The 22050-nt window shown below is 52.4% G+C and carries 18 protein-coding genes; 11 read left to right on the forward strand and 7 right to left on the reverse strand.

Annotated features, from left to right (window positions below; all coding sequences use genetic code 11):
* The 3 genes from PSE_RS10640 to PSE_RS10650 all read left to right on the forward strand — a co-directional run bounded on the left by PSE_RS10640 (position 1) and on the right by PSE_RS10650 (position 8310).
* Complete coding sequence (locus PSE_RS10640) at positions 1-3081, forward strand: molybdopterin-dependent oxidoreductase (protein ID WP_014284852.1); 3081 nt, start codon at positions 1-3, stop codon at positions 3079-3081.
* 475 nt (positions 3082-3556) lie between these two features.
* Positions 3557-4654, forward strand: a complete 1098-nt coding sequence (locus PSE_RS10645) for a DUF1217 domain-containing protein (protein WP_041768312.1) — start codon at positions 3557-3559, stop codon at positions 4652-4654.
* A gap of 254 nt (positions 4655-4908) precedes the next feature.
* Positions 4909-8310 (forward strand): hypothetical protein, encoded by a 3402-nt coding sequence (locus tag PSE_RS10650; RefSeq protein ID WP_014284855.1) that lies wholly within the window; start codon positions 4909-4911, stop codon positions 8308-8310.
* 29 nt (positions 8311-8339) lie between these two features.
* Here the strand turns inward: PSE_RS10650 and PSE_RS10655 are convergent, their stop codons facing one another.
* Positions 8340-9464 (reverse strand): glycosyltransferase, encoded by a 1125-nt coding sequence (locus tag PSE_RS10655; RefSeq protein ID WP_208998145.1) that lies wholly within the window; start codon positions 9462-9464, stop codon positions 8340-8342.
* A gap of 226 nt (positions 9465-9690) precedes the next feature.
* On the opposite strand from PSE_RS10655, the gene PSE_RS10660 reads away from it, so the two are divergent.
* Positions 9691-10905 carry a serine hydrolase gene (locus tag PSE_RS10660; RefSeq protein WP_148266129.1) on the forward strand — a complete coding sequence of 405 codons (1215 nt, stop codon included), beginning with the start codon at positions 9691-9693 and terminating at the stop codon, positions 10903-10905.
* Here the strand turns inward: PSE_RS10660 and PSE_RS10665 are convergent.
* From PSE_RS10665 to PSE_RS10680, 4 genes are all read right to left on the reverse strand, one after another.
* On the reverse strand, positions 10900-11283 hold the full coding sequence (locus tag PSE_RS10665; RefSeq protein WP_041768313.1) for a VOC family protein: 384 nt from the start codon (positions 11281-11283) through the stop codon (positions 10900-10902). The two genes, PSE_RS10660 and PSE_RS10665, sit on opposite strands and share 6 nt — an antisense overlap.
* A gap of 159 nt (positions 11284-11442) precedes the next feature.
* Complete coding sequence (locus tag PSE_RS10670) at positions 11443-11808, reverse strand: VOC family protein (protein ID WP_014284859.1); 366 nt, start codon at positions 11806-11808, stop codon at positions 11443-11445.
* A 60-nt stretch (positions 11809-11868) separates the two neighbouring features.
* Positions 11869-12654: an enoyl-CoA hydratase-related protein gene (locus tag PSE_RS10675; RefSeq protein ID WP_014284860.1), complete on the reverse strand. Its 786-nt coding sequence runs from the start codon at positions 12652-12654 to the stop codon at positions 11869-11871.
* An 84-nt stretch (positions 12655-12738) separates the two neighbouring features.
* Positions 12739-13584, reverse strand: coding sequence for a LysR family transcriptional regulator (locus tag PSE_RS10680; protein ID WP_014284861.1), 846 nt, complete (start codon positions 13582-13584; stop codon positions 12739-12741).
* Positions 13585-13678: 94 nt separating this feature from the next.
* Here PSE_RS10680 and PSE_RS10685 point away from each other — a divergent pair, with 94 nt between their 5' ends.
* The 3 genes from PSE_RS10685 to PSE_RS10695 all read left to right on the forward strand — a co-directional run bounded on the left by PSE_RS10685 (position 13679) and on the right by PSE_RS10695 (position 16629).
* Positions 13679-14611, forward strand: a complete 933-nt coding sequence (locus tag PSE_RS10685; protein WP_208998146.1) for an MBL fold metallo-hydrolase — start codon at positions 13679-13681, stop codon at positions 14609-14611.
* Between the two features lie 204 nt (positions 14612-14815).
* A complete protein-coding gene (locus tag PSE_RS10690) occupies positions 14816-15658 on the forward strand; it encodes a transporter substrate-binding domain-containing protein (RefSeq protein WP_014284863.1) in 843 nt (280 codons plus the stop codon).
* 11 nt (positions 15659-15669) lie between these two features.
* The gene (locus tag PSE_RS10695) at positions 15670-16629 is read left to right on the forward strand and encodes an amino acid ABC transporter permease (protein ID WP_008549004.1); all 960 of its coding nucleotides are present in this window, start codon (positions 15670-15672) and stop codon (positions 16627-16629) included.
* A gap of 18 nt (positions 16630-16647) precedes the next feature.
* Here the strand turns inward: PSE_RS10695 and PSE_RS10700 are convergent, their stop codons facing one another.
* Entirely contained in the window at positions 16648-17313 is a 666-nt protein-coding gene (locus PSE_RS10700; RefSeq protein WP_014284865.1) for a hypothetical protein, read from the reverse strand.
* Between the two features lie 25 nt (positions 17314-17338).
* On the reverse strand, positions 17339-18919 hold the full coding sequence (locus PSE_RS10705) for a multicopper oxidase family protein (protein ID WP_008549006.1): 1581 nt from the start codon (positions 18917-18919) through the stop codon (positions 17339-17341).
* A gap of 492 nt (positions 18920-19411) precedes the next feature.
* Here PSE_RS10705 and PSE_RS10710 point away from each other — a divergent pair, with 492 nt between their 5' ends.
* The 4 genes from PSE_RS10710 to PSE_RS10725 are packed head-to-tail and all read left to right on the forward strand — an operon-like array spanning position 19412 to position 22037.
* Positions 19412-19678 carry a hypothetical protein gene (locus PSE_RS10710; RefSeq protein ID WP_014284868.1) on the forward strand — a complete coding sequence of 89 codons (267 nt, stop codon included), beginning with the start codon at positions 19412-19414 and terminating at the stop codon, positions 19676-19678.
* Positions 19679-19688: 10 nt separating this feature from the next.
* The gene (gene cobA, locus PSE_RS10715) at positions 19689-20495 is read left to right on the forward strand and encodes a uroporphyrinogen-III C-methyltransferase (protein WP_014284869.1); all 807 of its coding nucleotides are present in this window, start codon (positions 19689-19691) and stop codon (positions 20493-20495) included.
* On the forward strand, positions 20488-20859 hold the full coding sequence (locus PSE_RS10720) for a cytochrome c (protein ID WP_008549007.1): 372 nt from the start codon (positions 20488-20490) through the stop codon (positions 20857-20859). The genes cobA and PSE_RS10720 overlap by 8 nt, the downstream gene beginning before the upstream one ends.
* Positions 20856-22037 (forward strand): cytochrome D1 domain-containing protein, encoded by a 1182-nt coding sequence (locus PSE_RS10725; RefSeq protein ID WP_014284871.1) that lies wholly within the window; start codon positions 20856-20858, stop codon positions 22035-22037. Before PSE_RS10720 ends, PSE_RS10725 begins: the two co-directional genes overlap by 4 nt.
* The last annotated feature ends 13 nt before the right edge of the window (positions 22038-22050 follow it).

Raw genomic sequence — 22050 nt, forward strand, 5'->3', positions numbered from 1 at the left:
ATGACTATTTCTCGCCGTGGTGTTCTTCAAGGCGCAACCGCTCTTGGCGCAGCTGGCGCTGCCTTCTGGGGCTTTGCTGAAACGGGCAAAAACTTCTATCAGGGCGTGCTGGGTACTGCGAAAGCCAAAGGCATTGCCGGTGGAGCTTTGCCACCGGAATACAAGGTAGACCCAGCCAGCGGAGAGGTGATCCTCAACCCAGATCAACGGGTTGGCTACACAATGTGCATGGGCTGCACCAGCGTTTGCGGCATCCGTGTGCGGGTGGACAAAGCCTCTGGCGATATTCTGCGCGCCACCGGCAACCCATACAGCCCACTCTCCACCAATCCACACATTCCGTATGATACGCCTATCAAAGACGCGATCACCGGCTTGTCTGCCTATGGCGAGCAGGGCCTTGCCGGACGCTCCACCGCCTGCGGTCGCGGTAATGCTGCCATTGCCAAGCAGAACAGCAAGGAGCGTATCCTCAAGCCGATGAAACGTGTTGGCGAGCGTGGCAGCGGCCAGTGGAAGGAAATCTCCTGGGACCAGCTGATTGAGGAAACCGTAGAGGGTGGTGATCTGTTTGGCGAAGGCCAAGTGGAAGGCCTGCGCGCCATCCGCGACCTGAAGACCCCGCTTGATCCGGAAAATCCAGAATACGGCCCAAAGGCCAACCAACTGGTGGTGATCCCGGTTTTCAAAAACGGTCGCCTGATGATGGCCGCTCGCTTCGCCAAAATGGCTTACGGCACCCGCAACTTCGTGGGGCACCGCTCTTACTGCGGCCTGTCCATGCGCGCTGGGTATGCGGCCATGCTGGACAACCTGAAAAAGCAGCCGCACCTGAAGCCGGACTATCGTCACGCTAAATACATGCTGTTCATTGGCACAGCCCCTGGCAATGCAGGCAATCCTTACAAACTGCAAGGCACACTGATGGGTGCTGCCCGTGGGCGTGATGGGGTGAAGTACGCGGTGGTGGACCCTGTGCTCACCAACTCTCAAAACCATGCGTTTGGCAAAGACAACACATGGGTTCCTATCAGACCGGGCACCGACGGAGCGCTGGTGATGGGCATGATCCGCTGGATCATGGAAAACGAACGATACGACGCCAAGTTTCTGGCTCAACCGTCCGGCGCAGCAGCAAAGGCGGCAGGGGAGGCCAGTTGGTCCAATGCAACGCATCTGGTCATTGATGACCCCGAGCACCCCAAAGGCGGCTCCTTCCTGCCGCAAGGAATGGTGACAGCTGATCTGGACGAAGATGCTCAAAAGGCACCTATGTGCCTGGATGCGGAGACGGGAGAGCTCTCTCCTGCAAAGGGCCGCCCTGCCACACTGTTCCATCAGGGAACCGTGAGACTTCTGGATGGCTCAACTGTGCCCGTAGCCACCAGCCTCAGCCTGCTGCGCCGGGAGGCACTGCGCAAAACACTCGCCGAATACTCTGCAGATTGCGGCGTGCCGGAAGAACGCATCATCTCTCTGGCCCGCGACTTCACCAGTGTTGGCAAACAGGCCGCAGCGGATTGCCACGGCGGCACCATGCACACCGCCGGGTTCTACACTGCCTACGCCATCGTCATGCTCAACGCCCTTGTCGGCAACCTCAACACCAAAGGTGGCACCACTGCCGGTGGCGGTCGCTTCAAAGATGTGCAGAAAGGCCTACGCTATAACCTGCTCGCCTTCCCCGGCAAGGTGAAGGTGAAGGGCGTAGACGCAGGCCGCGGTGGCTTCGCCTACGAGAAAACCAGCGAATTCAAACGACTGGTCGCAGAGGGCAAGAACCCATACCCTGCACAAGCTCCATGGCATTCCTTCACCCAGCCCATGGGCGCACAATGGCTCACCTCCGTGCTGGAAGGCTATCCCTACAAGGCCAAGGCGGTGATCACATGGTCCTCCAACCCCGTCTACGGTGTTGCGGGCATGGAAAACGACATTAAGGAGAAGATCAAAGACACCAAGCGCTTGCCGCTGTTCATCGCTATTGATCCATTCATCAACGAAACGTCACGCTTCGCCGATTACATCGTGCCGGACCGTGTGTTCTACGAGGCATGGGGCTGGGCTTCTGCCTGGGGCGGCGTGCCAACCAGGGTTTCCACGGCCCGCTGGCCGGTGGTGGATTGCCAGACCGGCACAACTCCGGATGGCCGACATATGGACATGGACAACTTCTTCATTGATGTGGCCAAACGCATGGGACTGCCGGGATTTGGTGACAAAGCCATTCCGGATGCTGACGGCAATCTGCACCCGCTGCACCGTTCTGAGGACTTCTGGCTGCGCGCCGGTGCCAACGTGGCGTTTGATGGCGGTGCTGTGCCGGAAAGTGATGACGCCGATATGGCTATCACCGGTGTGGATCGCATCCGTGCTGATCTGGAAAGCACCCTGAAGCCTGATGAGTGGCGCCGGGTGGCCTACGTTTACAACCGGGGTGGCCGCTATGAGGATGCGGCGAAAACCTACAAGGGAGAGACCTTTGCACGCTCCTACAAAAAGGGCATTCAGGTCTGGAACGAGACAGTAGGCATGGCGCGTAACTCCATGACCGGCAAAAAGTTTGTTGGCTGCCCTACATGGCAGGCGCCAAGTTTTGCCGATGGCACCAAGGTAGATAAAGCCTTCCCACCGGATCTATGGCCATTTCGCGTTGTCAGCACCAAATCCCAGCTGCGCTCTTCCAGCACCGGCGGCAATCCGTATCTGGATGATCTGAAGCTCTCCAACGCCATCGCTATCAACACAGTGGATGCAGAGCAGCTGTCCATCAAGACGGGCGACTGGATCAACGTGATCTCCCCAAGCAACCGCATCAGCGGGCAAGCGTTGGTTCGGCAAGGCATTGCACGGGGGGCCATCGGCATTGAGCACGGCTATGGCCACCGCGAGTTGGGCACGCGCACCCACAAGATCGGCAATGTCATTCTGGAAGGTCACTCAAACCGAGGCCTCGGCACCAACAGCAATGATCTGGGGTACACCGACCCAACAAGTCAACGTCCGGTCCTGCTCGCCGACCCCGTCGTCGGCAGCATAGCCCGCCAAGCTCTGCCTGCCCGCATTGAAAAGATGAGTTAGGGAAGGTTCACCATCCTGGATCAGCTCTCACCCTTGGAGCTAGTCCAGCCACAAAACTTGGAGCTGGCCACATAACAACAACCAAAGCGCCAGCTCCCCAACCCATCAGCCCCCGCCCCCCAGCGGTGCCTGATGCCAACACCAAACAGCCGAAGCCAAAGGCCTTCCAAACCGGTATGAGGCCACCACCCACCTAACACAGCTCCCGTTATGAAGACGGGAGCTGTTTTTTTGGGGGATTGAGTTGTAGCGATTCTCTGAATGGCACCAAAGCGGCCCTAAACGCTCGATATGCCTCTCTATTCAACGCCGATTTCTCATCACGATGCCACCCAACCATCCAATGAGCCCCAGTCTTCTCAATAGCTTAAATGCAAAACTCTGCCGCGATCACCCACAAAGGCCATCATCAGCTTCAGACAAGACACCTGAGTCAGACTGCCTCTAACTGTTTTGTGTAATCGGATTCAATTCAATGGATACTCATCTTCGATTTAGTGTGCTCAATCGCGACTTGCCGGCTGCAAAAGATCGAACTGCGAAAGATCCAGAAATTGCGCGCGAGATCCAGTATTACGAAGAAAACTTCAAGAACGTTGAGACCGTTGACGATCTTCTGAATGATTATCGCCTCTATAATTTTATGATGAAAACAATGGGCCTTGAAGACATGGCCTACGCAAAGGGCATGGTTCGTAAAGTGCTTGTAGAAGGCACGACAGATGAAAAAGCGCTGGCGAATACGCTAAACGATGCTCGTTTCAAGGAACTGGCCGAAGCATTTCCGTTTAATAAAGATGGTACCATCGAAGGTACATTCGATTGGACGAATGAGGCTTTGGATGAGAAAGTTGTTCGCTACACAAATGTACCGGGTGAGAAAGTTGAGGACATCGATCGACTTGCCGACTACTACCAGCAGAAGATGCAGCGAAATGTTGGTCTGACTGTTCAGCTTCTAGCAGATCCAGCTCTGTATAAAGTAGTTACGATAGCTTACGATATTCCTCAAGAGATCATTGATGGTCCCAAGGAAGAACGTATTGAATGGTTTGACAAAAACCTTGATCTCGATGAGATGAAAAAGCCTTCTGAACTTAAAGATGCAGTTGAGAAGTTTAAAGACGGGCTGGAGGCGCAGCGCGTTGAGAGCACTAAAAATATTGTCGAAAAGTACATTCAGGTCAGTTTTGAAGAAGATGAAGGTGAGCAGAATGAAGGCGTTCGACTAGCTCTCAACTTCCAAAGAACTGCAAAAGATATCACGGATGCCTATGAGATTCTCGGTTCACCAGCTCTTTATCAAGTTGTGAGAACTGTTCTTGGAATGCCTGAGGAGATGGTTGGAACGGATATCGACAACCAAGCCGCGGTGATAAACGAGAAGTTCGACGTCGAGAAGTTTAAAGATCCTGCTGAAGTCGACAAGTTCGTCAAGAAATTCGTCATCCTCTACGATGCACAAAATGGCATTGGCACGGCTCCATCCGTACAACTGTTTGCCAGCAATCCGGGCGTCGGAATTCCTGAGAACGTATTGACAGCCGTGAATGCGCTTAAGTTTGGCGGGTAGGTCAAACAGTAGCGGTGGGAACATCCACTTCCAAAACTGATAATTTCGTTTCCTAAGGCCGCTAACGATCGTTAGCGGCCTTGTGTTTTTCTTGGCCGATAGTTTTGTGTTGTCATAATCTGCTTTGAAGCCTGCCTCATCCCACTCCTCATTTTATTAAATATTCGCTCGATAGAGGGGGATTAGTGAAACACTATCTCATGGCGTAAGTGATATCCCGCACCTAGGAAATATAGTGCGCCAAGAGGTCTGTTATGGCTGGTTCTGATACCCCTTCCGGTTCAAATGAAGCTACTGGTACTCCAAAACAATCCGGTGATGTTGATGCGTGGGCGAATGCCATGCTTAAGGTTTGCAGCATCGACCCTTCTGAGGCTGGTGTTGAAGCTGTCCAACCGGTTGAGACTCCCACTTCTCCCCGCGATCTGAGAGATATTTCTCTGAACGCAATCAAGCAAGCCTTCAAGGATTTTGGTGCTATCACTGACAAGGCCCATCTTATTGTCGACCGTGAAGAGCTCAAAGTTTTCGAGAAGTTTGAGCAAGAGGCCAACGATTCTCTGCTGGACGCAGAACAGCTGTTCGACGGCAAGGATTATACTAAGATTGATTATACTGGGATTGATGACAGTCTTCAAAACGCTCACCGCAATATGGATGGGATGCGCGCAGCGCTTGAGCGTGGATCTTCAACTGCAAACAGAATAGATGGTTACGTACAGGAAGTCAGCGATCTGCTCAAAGAGGCTGGTACCTATTACAAGCAGCGTAATCAGATTCCGTATGAAGAGCAGCTTTCTGACCTTTTGAGCTATCAGACCATGGTCGAGACGTTTGGGCAGGAGGCCAAACTGTTTCTCTCTGAAAACCGTATTGCTGATGCCAAGACAGCCATCGAGCAGATGAAGACTGCAATTGGCAATATGCCCAAGTGCTTTGAAAAGCCGAAGAACGCCAAAAATGCGAAGAAAGCAAGCGCAGATGACGTCGAGTACGGTCTGGTTTCAAGAAATGCGCGCGCTATCCCGGATGATGATGCGTTTGGGGATGTATTTGAAGAAGAAATTGCACTTGCAGAGCGAACAGATGTGATTTTTGCTTTGAACCAGAAGGTGGAAGCAGACCATAAGCAGGATCAGTCTGGATGGTCAAAGAAGTCTGTGACCGAGTTTGCAGATGCTTATCAGTTGGCCAGGAATGCCTTGGATGGCGCCCAGGAAATGGCAACGTCAGATCTCTGGCTTGATTCAGATGTCAAAAAAGCCCTGCCGAAGATTGATAGTCTGATTGAAACTGCTCGAACCATGCACATGCGCATGAAGAAAGCTGGTTTGGCAGCGCAAGGACTTAATACGGCTGAAGCGGATGAAGTCATTGCGGCAGATAAAGAATCCCAAGGCGATGTCTTCGAAAACCGCCTTGCCAGACTGACGAGTGATCTTGATAGCCTGAGGACTGCCCTCAACACGAGCAATGCAAACTGGCGGCCGATTTGTCAGGATGTGAATGGGGCCGAGTTTGATGCAATCTATCAGGCCTCACTTGGGCACCATGAAAACGGAGTGGCCTGTGCGCAGGAGAGTAGAGACGATAAAGAGGCTCAATGTGAGCAGCTTCAGCAACTCGTCTCCCAGGTCAAGTCTGGTTTGACGCAGATGCAGCAGCTTTTTGCAAAAGCTCAGGAAACCCGCAAAACAGACATTTCTGAGATCAATGCCAGGGCAAAGGAATCTACTGAAAAGCTGCAGAGTCTGGTCAAGCGTCGGTCTGAGATTGAAGCGTGGAATGTGGACCTTAGCGCCTTTGATCAGGCAGGCACGTCAGCGGCAAAAGCATTGCAAGCTCTCAATGTTGCCGTAAAAGACAAAAGCGCGATCAGGGGAGCTGGTGAGTTGAGTGCGCTCAACAGCCATATTGCTGATCTGCAGGAAGCTTTTGATGCAGCTGCAATCGAGGTTGAACGCGTCGGCGCAGATATGAAGTTCCGCTTCAAGAACATCAAAAGTGTGTTTGCTAATCTGGCAGCGCGTAAAGAAGAGCTGAAAAAGAAGCCGAAGGAGTTTGCTGAGTTCTACAAGGCAAACAACGAAGCCTTTACGTTGATCACGCAGGATCAGGCGGTGTTGTCCAATCAGGATAAAAAGGCTGCTGATGATCTGTTGGCGGGTGTTGAAGTTGCACTCGGAAAAATGCGCAACTTGCTTGGTATGCCCGATGCCGGAGAAGGTGGCGTTCAAAATGATGCTTCAGGCCGCAGAGAAGAACTGCTGCAGGCTGTGAGAGACAGATTTAGCCAGTTGAAGCAACTTGAAAAATGGGCCAATGAAAACCCAGAGGTGGAAGGCCTCTGTGGAGATTTCGATGATACATATGCCGATGCTCAGGAGCATTCAGAGGTCTTCAACGTCGGCTTGATCGAGCTAGGCAATATGGATCCTAAAGTGGTCGAAAATGCCTTACGCGCCATTGATAGAGATCTGGATGATATGGACACGATCTTCCAGGCAGCCAAAGAGAAGATGGAGCAGCTCAAAGGCGCTGATGCTGTTGCAGACGAGCTCACTGAGAAGTCAGACCTTCTGGAACGCATCAGAGCTTACAATCCTGAGATCACCAAGTATCAGGACAAAACTGGCCAGTTTTTGGATTTGGGTGAGAAGAACTTCTTCAAAGGCACAATTGCCAACCTCAAAGAATGCCTGCTGACGGCCTCTGACTTCTATTACAAGGATGAGGATGCAAAAGGTGAAGCTGAGCTCGATAAGGTTGAGGTCTACTTTGAGAGCCTTGATGAGTCCCTTAAACAAGCTGCTACGACCCGGAGAGAAGTGAAAGAGTTTGAACATATCGTTGATATGGCGAAACAGTCACTGGCTGATCTGGAAGCTAAAGACGAGAACCTTAAAACCCGGCCACAGCGTAACACATTTGTGTTGAACAGCGCAGAGGTGAAAAAGCTGATAGGTGAGGTTGGAAAGCATATCGGCCAAGAGGATATCAAGCCGATCCGAGACATCATTCCGCAACTGCAGGCCGCCGTTCAGAAGATGGAAGAGGACTTTCCGAAATCCCGAAGTGAAAAGGTAAAGGCTGCTCTAGGCAAGAAGAGCAAAGGCACTTTCGAAGATGAGCTGGCTGCCATGCAACAGCGACAGGCGGAAGCTGAAGCGGAAAAAGCTGCTGAAGCCGAACGCCGTGCAGATTCTGATGAGCATTTGAGCGAAGAAGAAAAGCAAGCAAAGGCTATCAAAAAAGAAATCTTCGATATGGAGCAGATTGTCTATAAGGCCTGTGAGCTTATGGTTGGCCTGGACAAGAAGTTTGAAGCAGCACAAGAGGTCCTGAAAAAGAAGCAGAAAGCTGCAAAGAGCTCGAAGGAAAAACAGAAGCTTAAGAACGAGCATGAGCCTCTTACGCTGTACTACAACAACAGAGAAGCCTTTAAGGCACTTATCGTTGAGATCGGCGAGTTGCATCGTGCTCAAAAAATCGACGAAGCTTGGGCTCTTATTCCTAAGATCAAAGCCGCTGCTTTGAAGATGGAAGATGAGTATCCAAAAACCAGATCCGAAAAAGCAAAAGCCGCACTCGGCAAAAAGAAGAAGAAAGACTTCTTTGGCGATGATATCGAGCCCAAGGGCGGCAAGAAGAAGTAACTCTTAGATTCACGAAGAGGCGTAGCACCCTACGCCTCTTCCATGCGTTTCCTCAGGGCGTACCTGACGAGTTTGTCGGGTTTGGTAAGGAGGGATTTTAGGTGGCGACTTTTTGAGATTTCGCGTTGGAGGTTGTAGAGGATTTCAGCGCTCTCGGAATCCTGGATGCGCATGGCCTGATCGAAGAGCAGGCCGAAAGCTTGGCCCAGGTCTTTTTTGTTGAACTTTTCCTTGTGGTTGAGCAGAAAGGCTTTGATCTGCTCTATGTCCATGGAGTTCAGCGGTTTTCCGTCCACGAAGGCCTTTTTGTTGCAGTAGTAATCCTGCCGCGCTGACATCAGGCGCTCTCTCACCAATCGTTCATCAACAGCTTCCAGATCAAACTCATCGGCCATCTGGTCAACCGGGTCGCGGTGTCCGGCACGGCGTTGCTGTACGCTGATTTCTGCCAGCCGGGTGATGTAGAAGTGCTTCCAGAAACGGTTGGTCAGGTCGCGCTTATCCGGAAACCCGCGATAGGCCACAAGTCGTTCTGGCAGGTTGGCGAAGGAGTATCTGTCCTGCGCACGTAACCAGAGGTCATAGTCCTGACAGATGCTGAAGATTTCCCGATATCCACCAAGGTCAACCAGAGCTTTGCGGCGGATCATCATGGAGGGATGCACAAAGGTGTTTTGCCCGCGGTCCAGCTGCGCTTTTATCTCGAAATCGTCTTCGGGATATTCAAAGACCCCTTTGGTCTTGCCGCTTTCATTGATGTGGTCAGCGAAGGTCCCGAGGAAGGATATGTCTGGGTTTTCTTTCAGAAATTCGATTTGCTTTTCAAAGCGTTCGGGCATGCACAGGTCGTCGCCATCCATGCGGGCGATGTAAACACCGCTAGCCTGTGAGATGCCGAAGTTCAAAGCGCCTGCCATGCCAAAATGCGGTGAGTGCAGCAGTTTGAAGCGGTCATCGACGGACGCAATATCAGCGCACACATCCTCGGATCCGTCGGAGGAATGGTCATTCACCATGAGCACTTCGAAATGCGGGTAGCTTTGGTACTTTATGCTCTGCAAGGCGGGCAGCAGATACTTTCCGCAATTGTGAACCGGAAGAACGACACTGATCTCCACAATACCAACCTCATTGAGTGCTCGGGAATCTGGCAAAAGACATGCCGGGCAAATCTACCAGCTTCCGCAGTGGGTTTATTCTGGCAGATTTGCTTGGTTATTGAGCGAGGTATGATTTGTTCCGAGGGGGATAATGCGCAGGTTTAAACACCGACAATCTGTGGCTTTTTGCCAAGGCAGCCAGACAGGCTTTGCCAACTCTGAAAGCTCTCTTTAAGAGAGAGAAGGAGATTTGCGGCTTGCTGATTTGAGGCGAATGGAAATGCGCACCTTAAAAGAGATGTTTCTTGATCCGATCCTGAGCGTGAAGGATGCACTGGAGAACCTTTCTCCGGCCAAGCGCATCACACCGGAAATGATCGAGCTGCGCAACACCTCTGATGCGGATCTGCTCTTCAAGGTCTGGAACGGGAATGGTGAAGACCTTTCCATGTTCACCGATGGGTTCCTGTCGCTGGTCGGAAAAGAGGGGCTGCGCCGGTCTTTGGAGGATGCGTTGGCGGCTTACGGAGCAACGCAGGAAATCAGCAAAGAAACGCAAAAAAACGCATTTCTCGTCAAAACAACGCACTTTAACGTAACGGTGCTGCTGGAACGGGAAAGATCAGGTAAAATCAAAGGCTTGTTCATCAAGCCTGCGCTGTATCTGGTTGAGAATCTTGAAGACTGTCTGTCGCGCATGCAAGAAGTGGCGTCTTCGTCCAGTCTGCTGATCCGCAAAGATGGTGTAGAATTTTTCAGTAATGACGCTGACAAGCCGCTCGCGATTGGGCCTGCCTACAAACTGTTTGTGATGCAGGAACTGGTGCACCGTGTGAAAAGCGGTGAGTTGAAGTGGAACCAGAAAGTTCGGCTGGAAAGAGATCTGGAATCTCATCCGGTGAGCAGCCTTTACACCAAGATGAAAGGCGGATTGGTTACCTTGCAGGTAATTGCCCAGCATATGATGGCGGCATCAGACAACTCCGCTGCGGATGTTGCACTCAATCACATCGGTACTAAGTCTTTGGAAACACGTGAGGAACGGACGCCGTTTCTAACTTCGCGCCAATTCTATCAGCTCAAGGCAGACCGCAAACTGGCTGAGAAGTATGGGCAGGCAGATGCTGCTCAGAGACGGAAAATTCTGGAAAAGATCGAGGAACGTCCGCTGCCTGCGATTGAGGATGTAGCAGACCCTTATCTGACAGGCGTGGAATGGTACGCAAGTGCTGAGGAACTGTGCGATGTGATTGCCGATATCGCAGATGACAAGGCCATGCAGTTCAACCCGGGTCTGGCGGAAAAGACGGATTGGCAGCGGATTGCTTTCAAGGCGGGAAGTGAGATCGGTGTGCTCAATTTCACATATGATCTCAAAGGCTTGAATGGTACACACTGGCAGGTGGCACTGACGTGGAACCACGAGGATATCTTGCCGGAAGGTACGCTGCTTGGGCTCACCAACGCGCTGCTTCAGGAGCTGAAAAAGCTATAGTTTGTGCTGCACCATGTCTTCTGGCTGCATCAACTCAATGCGGTTGCCAAAGGGGTCGTGGGTGGTTTTTCTGATGTAGCCGATGAAGATAGCATCGTCGGAGACCTCATAGTCCGCGTCGCGCAGGCGCTGTGCCAGCTTGATGATATCATCCACCACAAAGGCCGGATGGCCGACCTTGTTGGCCACGAACGGGTCTTGCACGCTCAGGTGCAGATTGATGGAACCCACTGAAAACCAACCACCTGGCCGGTGCCGGATGCTCTCAGGTCGCTCAACTTCTTCAAAGCCCAACAGATCCACGTAAAATTCGCGGGCAAGTTTATCCCCCCCGGGCGCGATGGGAAGGTTGAAGTGTTGCAAACTGAGGATTGTCATGTGCGAAGGCTCCTGTGCCAAGGTGAGCTTGCTTGATAAACTCACCCTTTAACACACACAGGATATCGTGAGGTTTTCGAAAAGCGGAAGATTTTCCGTTTATTTATCAATGTCTAAAGAAGAAAATGGAATTCTCTTTTTAGTGGGTCGTCTCAGGCGTTATGCCGTTTTCTGCATCAGCTCAATACGGTTGCCAAATGGATCTTCGGTGAACTTGCGAATGTAGCCCGGCAGCGGTTTGTCGTCTTTCAAAACAGCACCAGCAGTGGCGAGACGATCAACGGTTTCCTGCAGGTTGTCCAACAGGAACGCTGGGTGGCCCTTCTTGCTTGGGGTGAACGGTTCTTCCACGCCCACATGCAGGTTAACGGCACCCGCAGTGAACCAAGCACCGCCACGTCCTTGTAAAGACGCGGGTTTTTCCACTTCGGTGAAACCTAGCAGGTTGATGAAGAAGGCGCGTGCTGCTACTTCCTGGCCTGTTGGCATGGTCATCTGAACGTGATCGAGTGCAATAATACCCATCAGCAATCTCCTCAATTATGGTTATGGAAAGCGCCACAACCACCCGGGAGGAGGCGGGCGCTATTTGAAAACGGGTGAACGTTTTTCTAGGAATGCGTTCAGGCCCTCAGTGTGATTTTCCGAGTTTCCAGCCCGACGCTGCATCTCCGCTTCGCGGACCAACTGGTCTTCCAGCGTGCTATCAGCAGATGCATGAATGAGGTGTTTGGTCATTGCATACGCCGATGTTGGGCCTTTTGCAAGTCCAGTTGCAATATCTAGTACTTCATCCTGAAGTTGATCGTCCTCAATGGCTTCCCAGATCAGCCCCCAATCCGCAGCTCGTTCGGCGGTTAGCGGCATACCGGTGAGCATCAGGCCCTTGGCCCGCACCTCACCAACCATGCGCGGCAGGTGGAAGGAGGCGCCTGCGCCGGGCACGAGGCCTAACCGACTGAATGCGTGAATGAATTTGGCACTCTTGGCGGCAAAAACCATGTCGCAGGCGAAGGCAAGGCCCGCACCTGCACCCGTCGCCACGCCGTTGACGGCACACAGAACCGGCTTCTCCATCTGGCGGATCGCATGAATGATGGGGCTGTAATGCTGGGTCAGCACATCTCCCAGATCCGGCTTCTCGCCAGTGCTGTCCGGCAGGATATCGTTGAGGTCCTGTCCGGTGCAGAAAGCGCGGCCAGAGCCGGTGAGGATAACGGTGCGCACCTCAGGGGTATCGTGGGCGTCCTTCAGTGCGGTGAGCAGCTCCTGACGCATTTCCGGGGTGAGGGCATTGAGTTTATCCGGGCGATTCAGGGTCAGCCTCAAAACACCGTCAAACTGTTCTTTTAAAAGAGTTTCCTGCGCCATTCTCTCTCACCCGTAGCCGTGCAAATGCAAAATCTGCGGGGATACTAGCGAATTGCCGAGGGCGCGCCCATAAGCCATTTGGTCTTACTGAGCAGCTTTTGCAGCTTCAACGATGTGTTGGATAAACGCACGCGTTCGTTTGGGCCGATGCTTGCGGGCAGGGGTGACGATGTACAGAGGTACCTGAGGGACTTCTAGCGTGGTTTTGAGGAGATGGAGCAGACCTTGCTCGACTTCCTGCTCGCAAAGAGAGAGCGGTAGCACAACAATGCAATCCCTTGATAATGCGAACTGTTTCGTCAAACGGAAGTTTGTTGTTTCTATGTAGTGATCTGGCGTTTTGCCCGCTGAGTACTCCGAGAGAAAACCGCCGGGGTCTAAAAGCGCGAAGGTACTGATGTTTTTTGCGGTGATGGTTTTCTGCGGTTTGCGGCAGAAAAGTCCAATGTGATCATAGGTGTAGCGCTGTGCTATCAGCGCGTCTTCACCCGGCTTGCGGGCGCGGATGGCCAGATCGAAATGCTCGGCGACCAGATCAACCGGACTGTCACTCATATCAACGTAGAACGACACCTTCGGATGCTTCTCAGTAAAGCTGCTGAGCAGGTGTTCTAATGTATGGGCAGGATAGTCTGTTGGAACAGAAAGGCGAATGTTTCCAGAGAGTTCGTCCTTCTCCAGCAAATCGCTTTCTGCCTGCTGCAAAGCCTCTAGAGCCGGCTCACATTGCTGCATAAACCGCTCGCCTTCCAACGTTAATGATACACGCCTTGTCGTGCGATGCAGCAGCTGAACGCCAAGCCGTTCCTCCAAAGCCTGAACACGGGCGGTAACCGTAGAGCGCGGAACATGAAGCTGTTCTGCTGCCTCCGCGAAGGAGTTCAAACGAGCGACTTCCACGAAGGTTTGCAGCTGAGTGATGTTTGTCATTATGCAATTCAATCGGATAATACAGGCAATATTATCTGAATACTCCAATCTTACTGGCTTTGCTAGGCCTATGCTCATTCTTGAGATAGGTGAGATGATGAACAGACGAAAGTTTCTTGGTTTCAGCGGGACTACAGCGCTGGTTTCTGCGGTTGGTTTGCCTGTATTAGCACACGCAAAGGCGCAATCGAAAGCCTCTGATGAAACGGAGGTAGCGCTTCAAATACAATGGCTTGGCGGTGCGACGATGCTCATCAGTTTTGATGGCGTGACGTTCCTAACTGATCCTGCATTTGGCATTGGCGAGCAGGCGATTGTGATGCCAAACCCTAATGAGATGTTTGATCTTGCCAAGGGGCCAAATCTCAAACCGCAACCCCGGTTCGGTGCGTTGCCTGCATTTGATCTTGGCACTGTTACAGCCACTCTGATCAGTCATTCGCATCCAGACCATTTTGATGCAGCCGCAGAAGTGCAGATTGCCTCTGACATGCCGATGATTGCGACGGATCATGATAAGCAAGAGCTTGCAAGCAAAGGGTTTTTGAACATATCCGTCTTGCTCTGGGGCGAGCAGGTGGTGTTTCCGACAAAGTCAGGTCAGATCACCATCACAGCGGTGGAAGCAAAACACTCCGAAAACCCCGAGATCCTGAAGATCCTCGGTCCAGGCAATGGATACTTCATGGAGTTTGAAGCCGGGGACTATCGCAAGACCGTATATTGGACGGGGGATACCTTCCCGGTAGATGATGTGATGGCTTCCGTGCAAGCCCTTGGAGAGATTGATGTTCTCATCCCGCATGTGGGTGGTGTGGGCACCACCGGCGCGCTCGGCAAGATTAGCATGGACGCTGAGGATGTGGTGAAGATGGTGGGCCGCCTCAAGCCAAAGGCCGTTCTGCCAATCCACCATTCCACGTTCGGGCTGTTTCTCGAACCTATCTGGAAGCTGGTGCAGGCCATGGACGGATATGCGTCAGATTTGGATCTGATCTCGGAAGGTAGTCATATTCTATACAAGTAGACGTAGATGTATGTGCGGTGACTATATTGTGTTGCCGCACATTTATATTAGTGGTCATGTGTTCATTCAGATGCCTGAAAGCAATTTGAAGATTTCACTCAGTGAAACTGATATGTATTCATATATGAATAAATGAGAATCTCTTGTTTCCCTCAGTTTGGTTGCCTAGGATCATTCGGATAATATTATTATTTGGAGGGGGAAATGAATATTATTAAGTCAATCGCGAGTATTGGTTCCATCGTCGGCGTTTCATTGCTGGCCGTATCTCAGCCGGTTTTCTCGGGTGAGGTGATGGACCGTGTCATGGAAACCAAGGTGATCCGCGTCGCAACCAACTCCGGCTATCCGCCTGCATCCTATCTCAACGCAGACGGCGTGTTTGAAGGCTATGACATTGATGTGTCTAAGGAAGTCGCCAAACGCATGGGCGCGAAAGCGGAGTTTCTGAACCCGGCGTGGGAGGCAATCACATCCGGCAAGTGGGGCGGGCGTTGGGAGATGTCCATCGGCTCCATGACGCCAACACCTGCGCGCGCAAAAGTGCTCGATTTTCCAGCCGTTTACTACTACACGCCAGCTGCATTTTACGTGCACAAAGACTCGTCCTACGAGACGCTGTCTGAGCTGAACGGCAAGCGTATTGGTGCTAGCACCGGCTCGACCTTTGAGTATTATCTGCAACATGAACTGGAGCTGGATCCGGCTTACTCGCCAGCTTTCGAGTTTGCAGTGACACCGGGCGAAGTCCGTACATATGAAGCCGATTCTAACGTTCTGGATGACCTGCGCTTAGGCGATGGCAAACGACTGGATGCTGGGATTACATCGGTTCCGACCATTCTGGAGGCGATCAAAGCGAACTACCCGATCCGCATTCTGGGTGAAGCTGTTTTCTTTGAGCCGCTGGCTGTTGTGACGTCTCGCGATGATCCTGAGTTCTCCAAGAAAGTTGGCGAAATCATTGAGGAAGTGCGGGCAGATGGCACGCTGGTGGAGCTGTCCAAGAAGTGGTTTGGTGCTGATCTTGTGACCACGTCGCACTGATCGGTTGTCCTATGACATTGCTCGTAAATCTGTTTAGTCATGCGCCTTCTCGGCGCCTGGCTTTCTTCGTGGTCCTGGCTGCTCTGCTTATGGCGTTTGATCTGAGCAGCGTGGGTCAGTACCTGTCGACATTGCTCAATCTGGATGTTGCGCCAGATACTGCCTCTGTGCTTGCTGCCTTTGCCATCTCAGCCGTGATCACGGCGGATGTGGTGTTCGTATCCAAATTACCCATGAAGGTGCAGGTGCCAATCTACTGGGCGCAGTTGCTGGCGCTGTTTCTGGGTTTCTTTTATTCGTTTGATCTGTCGTTTCCATTCATCATCGAGCGATTGCCGATCCTGCTTTACAAAGGGCTGTTCTACACGCTCTTCGTTTCGTTCGCGTCGATCATTTTTGCGAGCATTCTGGCATTTGTCGGAGCGTTGATGCGACTTTCCAATTCCGGTCCGGCCTATGCGATTTCAACGTTCTACGTCTCGTTCTTCCGCGGTACGCCATTGTTGTTGCAGGTCTATCTGATTTATCTCGGGCTGCCACAGCTTGGGATAACATTGGATGCGATCCCTTCGGGTATTCTTGCTCTGTCGCTAAGCTACGGGGCGTATATGACGGAGATCTTCCGGGCTGGCATTCAAGCTGTGCCACGGGAGCAATCTGAGGCAGCGGCTGCGCTTGGGTTGCAGCCATGGCAGACCATGTGGAAGGTGGTTCTGCCCCAAGCGATCCGCATCATCATTCCGCCGACCGGCAACAATTTCATCTCCATGCTGAAGGACAGTTCGCTGGTCTCTGCCATGGGCATCATGGAGCTCATGTATCTGGCGCGCACCCTTGGCCGCTCGGAGTTCAAACACTTCGAGATGCTCATCAGCGCGGCTTTGATTTACTGGGCCGTGAGTTTCGTGTTCGAGATGATACAGGCACGGCTGGAGAAGCGGTTTGCGACTTCGCAGAAGCGTGTCGGTTAGGAGGGGGAGGGAGGCCGCTCAGGCCTTCTTTCTGTCGCGCAACAGATCATGGCATTTGATCGCGCAGTAGTAGCCTATGGTGAAGAAGAGGCTCATGGAGAGCACTTGCAGATAGAACCGGTCAAACGTGTTCTTGTGCAGCATCAGGTTAAGCGCATGGCCTACGTAAACGCCGAACATCATCATGGAAATTGCGAAGATATGGATGAGTACCTTCGCGCTTTTCGTCCCCGCATGGCCTTTACAATGGTCAGCAAAAAAGCAGGTGACAATGCAGGCGAACACCATGATGAGGGTCATCCAGTTCAGATAAACCGCTGCAAGCGCAAGGCTGTTCATCTGCTGCATGGCAACGTCATGGTCAATGGAGAGGTCGATCTGGTGGCCGACGATCATGCCAAACCCGCCATAGACAAATCCACTCCAGAAGTAAGTGAAGAGATAGTCGGGCAGAACTGTTCGTTGCAGGCTGACCATGCCAACGAAGAATATGCTGAGAATGAACGCAACTTCAAAAACATGGAACGTGTCAGGCCGCGTAATCAGCGAGACAGCAATCAGCTGAAAGACAAGCATCATCCCATAGCCGACGGGGCTGGAAAGCAGAAAGTGGCTTAATGAAAAGCTGCGCATTCCTTTTGGCTTCCGCTCGTTGCTTGGGCTGATGCCGTCAATGTCAATCATCTGGTCTTTTCGGCTCTTTGATCCGCTACTGATTGTTGTTCCAGTCGTCTTTTTCTTTCAGATCACGAACAACCTTCACATGCTGCATCATGCCGCCATCTTCGTGATAGAGCAGGTGACAGTGTAACGGATATTTTCCGACGAAGTCTTTGAACCGCATGCGGAATTTTACATGCCCGTGAGGTGGAACCTGAATGGTATCAGCCCAGAAGGGGAGTTCCAGCGTGTAATCGAGAGGGTCATCGCCTTCAATCTCATAGACATACATGGGGTTCACATGGATATGGATTGGATGCGGAAACTCGCTTTCGTTCTCCAGCGTCCATTCTTCCACGGCGTCCAGCTCAACCCAATGGTTCACCACTTCACAGCCGCCAAACTGGCCATGGTCGATGGTCACGTTCACCCCTCGATAGTACTTCTCGGGATTATCCAGCGTGTTGGCCTGGAACGTGAGTGTGCGTTTATTGGTTACCTCTTCCGGACGGATCGGCTCAAGCAGTCCTCCGCGCAGGCTCTCTGGGAACGGAGGCGGTGTTGTGCGTTCGGCGGTTTCGGTTGGCATGTAGATCGCCGCACCAATCTCCTCACCACGTTCCACCTCAATCGCGAAGAGAGGTGGGTTGTTGTGGTACTTGTAGTGCGGAATGAACTGGTACTCGACCGAGTTGTTCTGCACGTAATAGAAGGCGCCCGGAGTGGCCCCCTCGCTGATTTTAAGCAGCACAGACGCGCGATTGGCCGGAGCGAGGCTCACACCACCCTGCCTGCGATAATTCTCTGTAGGGTTGCCGTCATAGCCGTAGATGAACATCTGCGCGAAGAACGGACACTCGAAGTTGATGGAAGATCGCGTTGTCGCATTCAGCAGGCGCAGGTTGATCAGCTCGCCCGGTTTCACCTTGATGATCGGGCAGTACTGGCTGTTGACGGTGATGTTGTATTCGCTGTTGGGGAACTTGGCGACCTGCTTCTGGTCTTCTACCTTGCCTTCCGCATCAACGGCGATGTTCTGGAACACCATGCAGTATTCCTTCACGCCCATCTCTTTCAGCTGATCATCAAACGGACCACGCACGATGATCATCCCCGCCATCCCGCTACCTACCTGAAGGGCTACAGAGCCGTGTTTGTGTGGGTGGTACCAGTAGACGCCGGGTGGATGGTCTGCGGGAATGTCGTACTCGTAGTGGTACTCCTCGCCGGGGCGAATGGTCATGCAAACGTTATCGCCGGGGGACTCAGGCGTCACATGCAGGCCATGGGTGTGGATGTTGTAGTTGTTGAAGCCGTAAGGGAAGTTGATGTCGTCCGGCTCGGTTTGATCCTGCTCAGGCAGTTTGTTGTGCGTGTGGATCTGCAGCTTGGAGCCGGGACGCACTTCGATCGTCGGACCAGTGAGCGTGTTGCCTGCTTCCTTGGTGATGTCGCTTGTGAAGACCCGTGTATGGGTAGGAACGTTGTGAGGCTTTTCGAAGCTGAAAACATTGTTGGTGTCGTATTCCACATCCAGCGTAACTTCCAGGTGCTTCTTGTCAGGGTCCATTACATAAGCTGGTGGGTTTTTGATAGGGCTCAGGAAGGAAAAGGGCTTCGCCTCACTCATGTAGCGGCTCCTCAGGTCGGGCAGCACTTGGGTGCTTGTTGTGGTTTTGCTTTAAACCTACTGAGGATGGAGGAGAGGTGGAATCTCTGCTTCGTATCGCGGTTAAAGTAACGTTAGGGTATTTGCTCGTTTCCAACGGGTGTTACGTTAAAACCCCAAACGCGCACTCCGTGCAGCTTTCTGAAGGGGGCAACTTGCCGTTGCTGAGAAGTAAATACCTGAATCAGAATCTCTTTCTCGGATTTAGAATGATTATTTGTTGTGGGAAGTCTACGTATTTCTTACCCAAGCGTGACCTATGTCAATTTGCCTAGAATATCACCACATCTGGTTGCAGTTCTGTGAAATTTCTACACACATCAACCTATTGATATATATAGTAAAAAACACCTCTTACGAGTGCCTCACAATAACTTGACGATGGTCAATGTGAGAGACGAAAGGGCGAGCTTACATAACGATGCCGGGTAAGGTTCGTCAGCATTGGAGTTTATGGTGTCGTTTAAATCAATTCTCCGTTTTTCGGCTAACGCCGCGCAGCAATGCGCAGCCAACGCCGTTGCTGTAGGTGCTCACAAGAAGTGCGCAGCGATTGATGGCCATAATCTGAATTCTATAAGTGTCATCAAAGACGAACGCCTGATTACTCCTTCGGGCATGTTCTATGTCTCCAACACCTTAAAAGACATCGGTTCGGCAACACTCCAGATCACCAGGGGAGCTCCCGTTGCTCCTCTATTTTCGCCAGTTTCGATTTGAGGAATGAGTTATGAGAGGCATTGGTAAGGTCAGTCTGATCGGCGCAGGACCGGGTGATCCGGACCTCCTCACAGTGAAAGCTCTGAAGCGTATTCAAGACGCTGAAGTTGTTGTTTATGATCGTCTGGTTTCTCAAGAAATTATGGATCTGGTTCCTCCTAAGACCGCGCTTTACCCAGTTGGGAAGAAGCCGAAGAGCCATCCAATTCCTCAAGAAGAAATCAACCAGTTGCTTGTTGATCTCGCCAAAGAAGGTAAGCGCGTTGTGCGCTTGAAAGGCGGAGATCCATTTATTTTTGGCCGCGGCAGCGAAGAAGCTGCTGAACTGGTCACAGCCGGTGTCGAATATGAAGTCGTACCGGGTATCACAGCTGCGCAAGGCTGTGCCTCAAGCCTCAACCTGCCACTCACGCATCGCGGTCTAGCAACGGGGCTGCGTTATGTAACCGGGCATTGCCAGAGAGATGTACCCCTCGATCTGGATTGGGCCAGCCTTGCGGACCCTAACACCACCCTTGTGATCTACATGGGCCTGGCCGCGATTGCGGAAATCTCCACCAAGCTGGTGGAGCATGGCATGCCAGCGGAAATGCCAGCGGTCGCGATCTCCAAGGGCACCACGTCGGAAGAACAGAAAGTGTTTGGCACACTCACCACAATTGGTGAGTTGGCCAAAGAAGCCAAGCTGCCAGCACCAACCCTGTTCATGATTGGTGATGTTGTGGGTCTGAAAGAAACTCTGGAACTGCCAGAAATCACCGGCAGTGAAGGAAACTGGGGTGAGAAAAGACCTCATCTGGAGGTAATCAATGGCTAGGACAGAGCGGATGGCGCAAAACCCGCTGCGTTCTTTTCTGAAGGCCGGGTTGCTGGCGCTTCCGTTACTGACTGGAGTGCCAGTTGGAGCTCTCGCCGATGAAGAGGCTCTCAAGATCATCGATCGCGAAAAGCTGACAGACTTTGTGCAGCAGGACTGCGGGTCCTGCCACGGTCTGACGCTTGAAGGCGGTCTGGGCGGGCCAATCCTTCCGGAAAATCTGGAACATATGGACGCTGATGTCATTCAGGAAGTGATCCTTGGTGGATTGCCGGGAACGGCGATGCCTCCATGGCGCGGCTTCCTCAACGAAACTGAAGCAGCCTTCATTGCTGAAGGTCTGAAAACAGGAGCATTCAAGTGAAGACGTTATTTGCTGCCGCAGCTTTAGGTGCGGGTCTTTTATTTGCTTCTGCAGCCAGTTCTGACGACCTGCGCGCCACGGGCGACCTGGGTCTGATCATCGAACGAGCCACAGGAACAGCCCTGATTGTTGAAAGCACAGACCGTACTGTGCTGGCGCAGGTGGAAGGGCTGGGCAACCTCTCGCACGCCTCCGTCGTGTATTCCCGTGATGAGCGTTATGCCTTTGTGTTTGGTCGTGATGGTGGCCTGTCCAAAGTGGACATGCTCACTGGCAAGCTCGTAGGTCGCGTCATGCAGGCTGGTAACTCCATCGGTGGAGCAATCTCCGATGATGGCAAACTGATCGCTGTTGCCAACTACAAGCCAGGTGGTGTGAACGTGTTTGACGCAGAAACTCTGGAGCTCGTCTCCGAAGTGCCTGCGATCTACGACGAAGAAGGCAACCAGTCCAAGACCATCGGTCTTGTGGACCTCCCGGGCCGTCGCTTTGCGTTCTCCCTTTGGGATGGTGAGCAAACTTGGATTCTTGATTACTCCAAGGGCCTGAAGCCTGAAGTTACCAAACTCACCGATATCGGCGTCTTCCCATATGATGCGCTGGTGACCGGTGATGGCCGCCACTACATCGTTGGCCTGTTTGGCGAAGATGGTCTGGCTCATGTGGACCTTTGGAAAGAGCCGCTGAAAGTAGAGCGCATCATGGACGGTTACGGCAAGGGTGAAGAGCCTCTGCCAGTCTACAAGATGCCTCACCTTGAAGGTTGGGCGAAAGCCAACGGCATGTTTGCACTGCCAGCAATTGGCCGCCACGAAGTGCTGTTCATGGATGAACGTGAGTTCACCGAAGTGGACCGTGTCGCCGTGCATGGCCAGCCAGTGTTCGCGATGGCGCGCCCTGACGGTCGCCAGATCTGGGTTAACTTTGCGCCCCCACATAACGACACCATTCAGGTGATCGACATTATGGACCGCAAGATCATCAAGACCCTGAAGCCAGGACCGGGCGTGCTGCACATGGAGTTCACTCCGCGCGGCGAGGAAGTCTGGATGTCCGTTCGCGACAAAAACGAGATCCACGTCTACGACACAACGGATTTCTCCCTGAAAGAGGTTCTGCCAGCGGAAAAACCAAGCGGCATCTTCTTTACTTCACGTGCACACCAGCTGGGGCTTTAAGTCCCGGCTTTCC

Source organism: Pseudovibrio sp. FO-BEG1 (assembly GCF_000236645.1).
Lineage (GTDB): Bacteria > Pseudomonadota > Alphaproteobacteria > Rhizobiales > Stappiaceae > Pseudovibrio.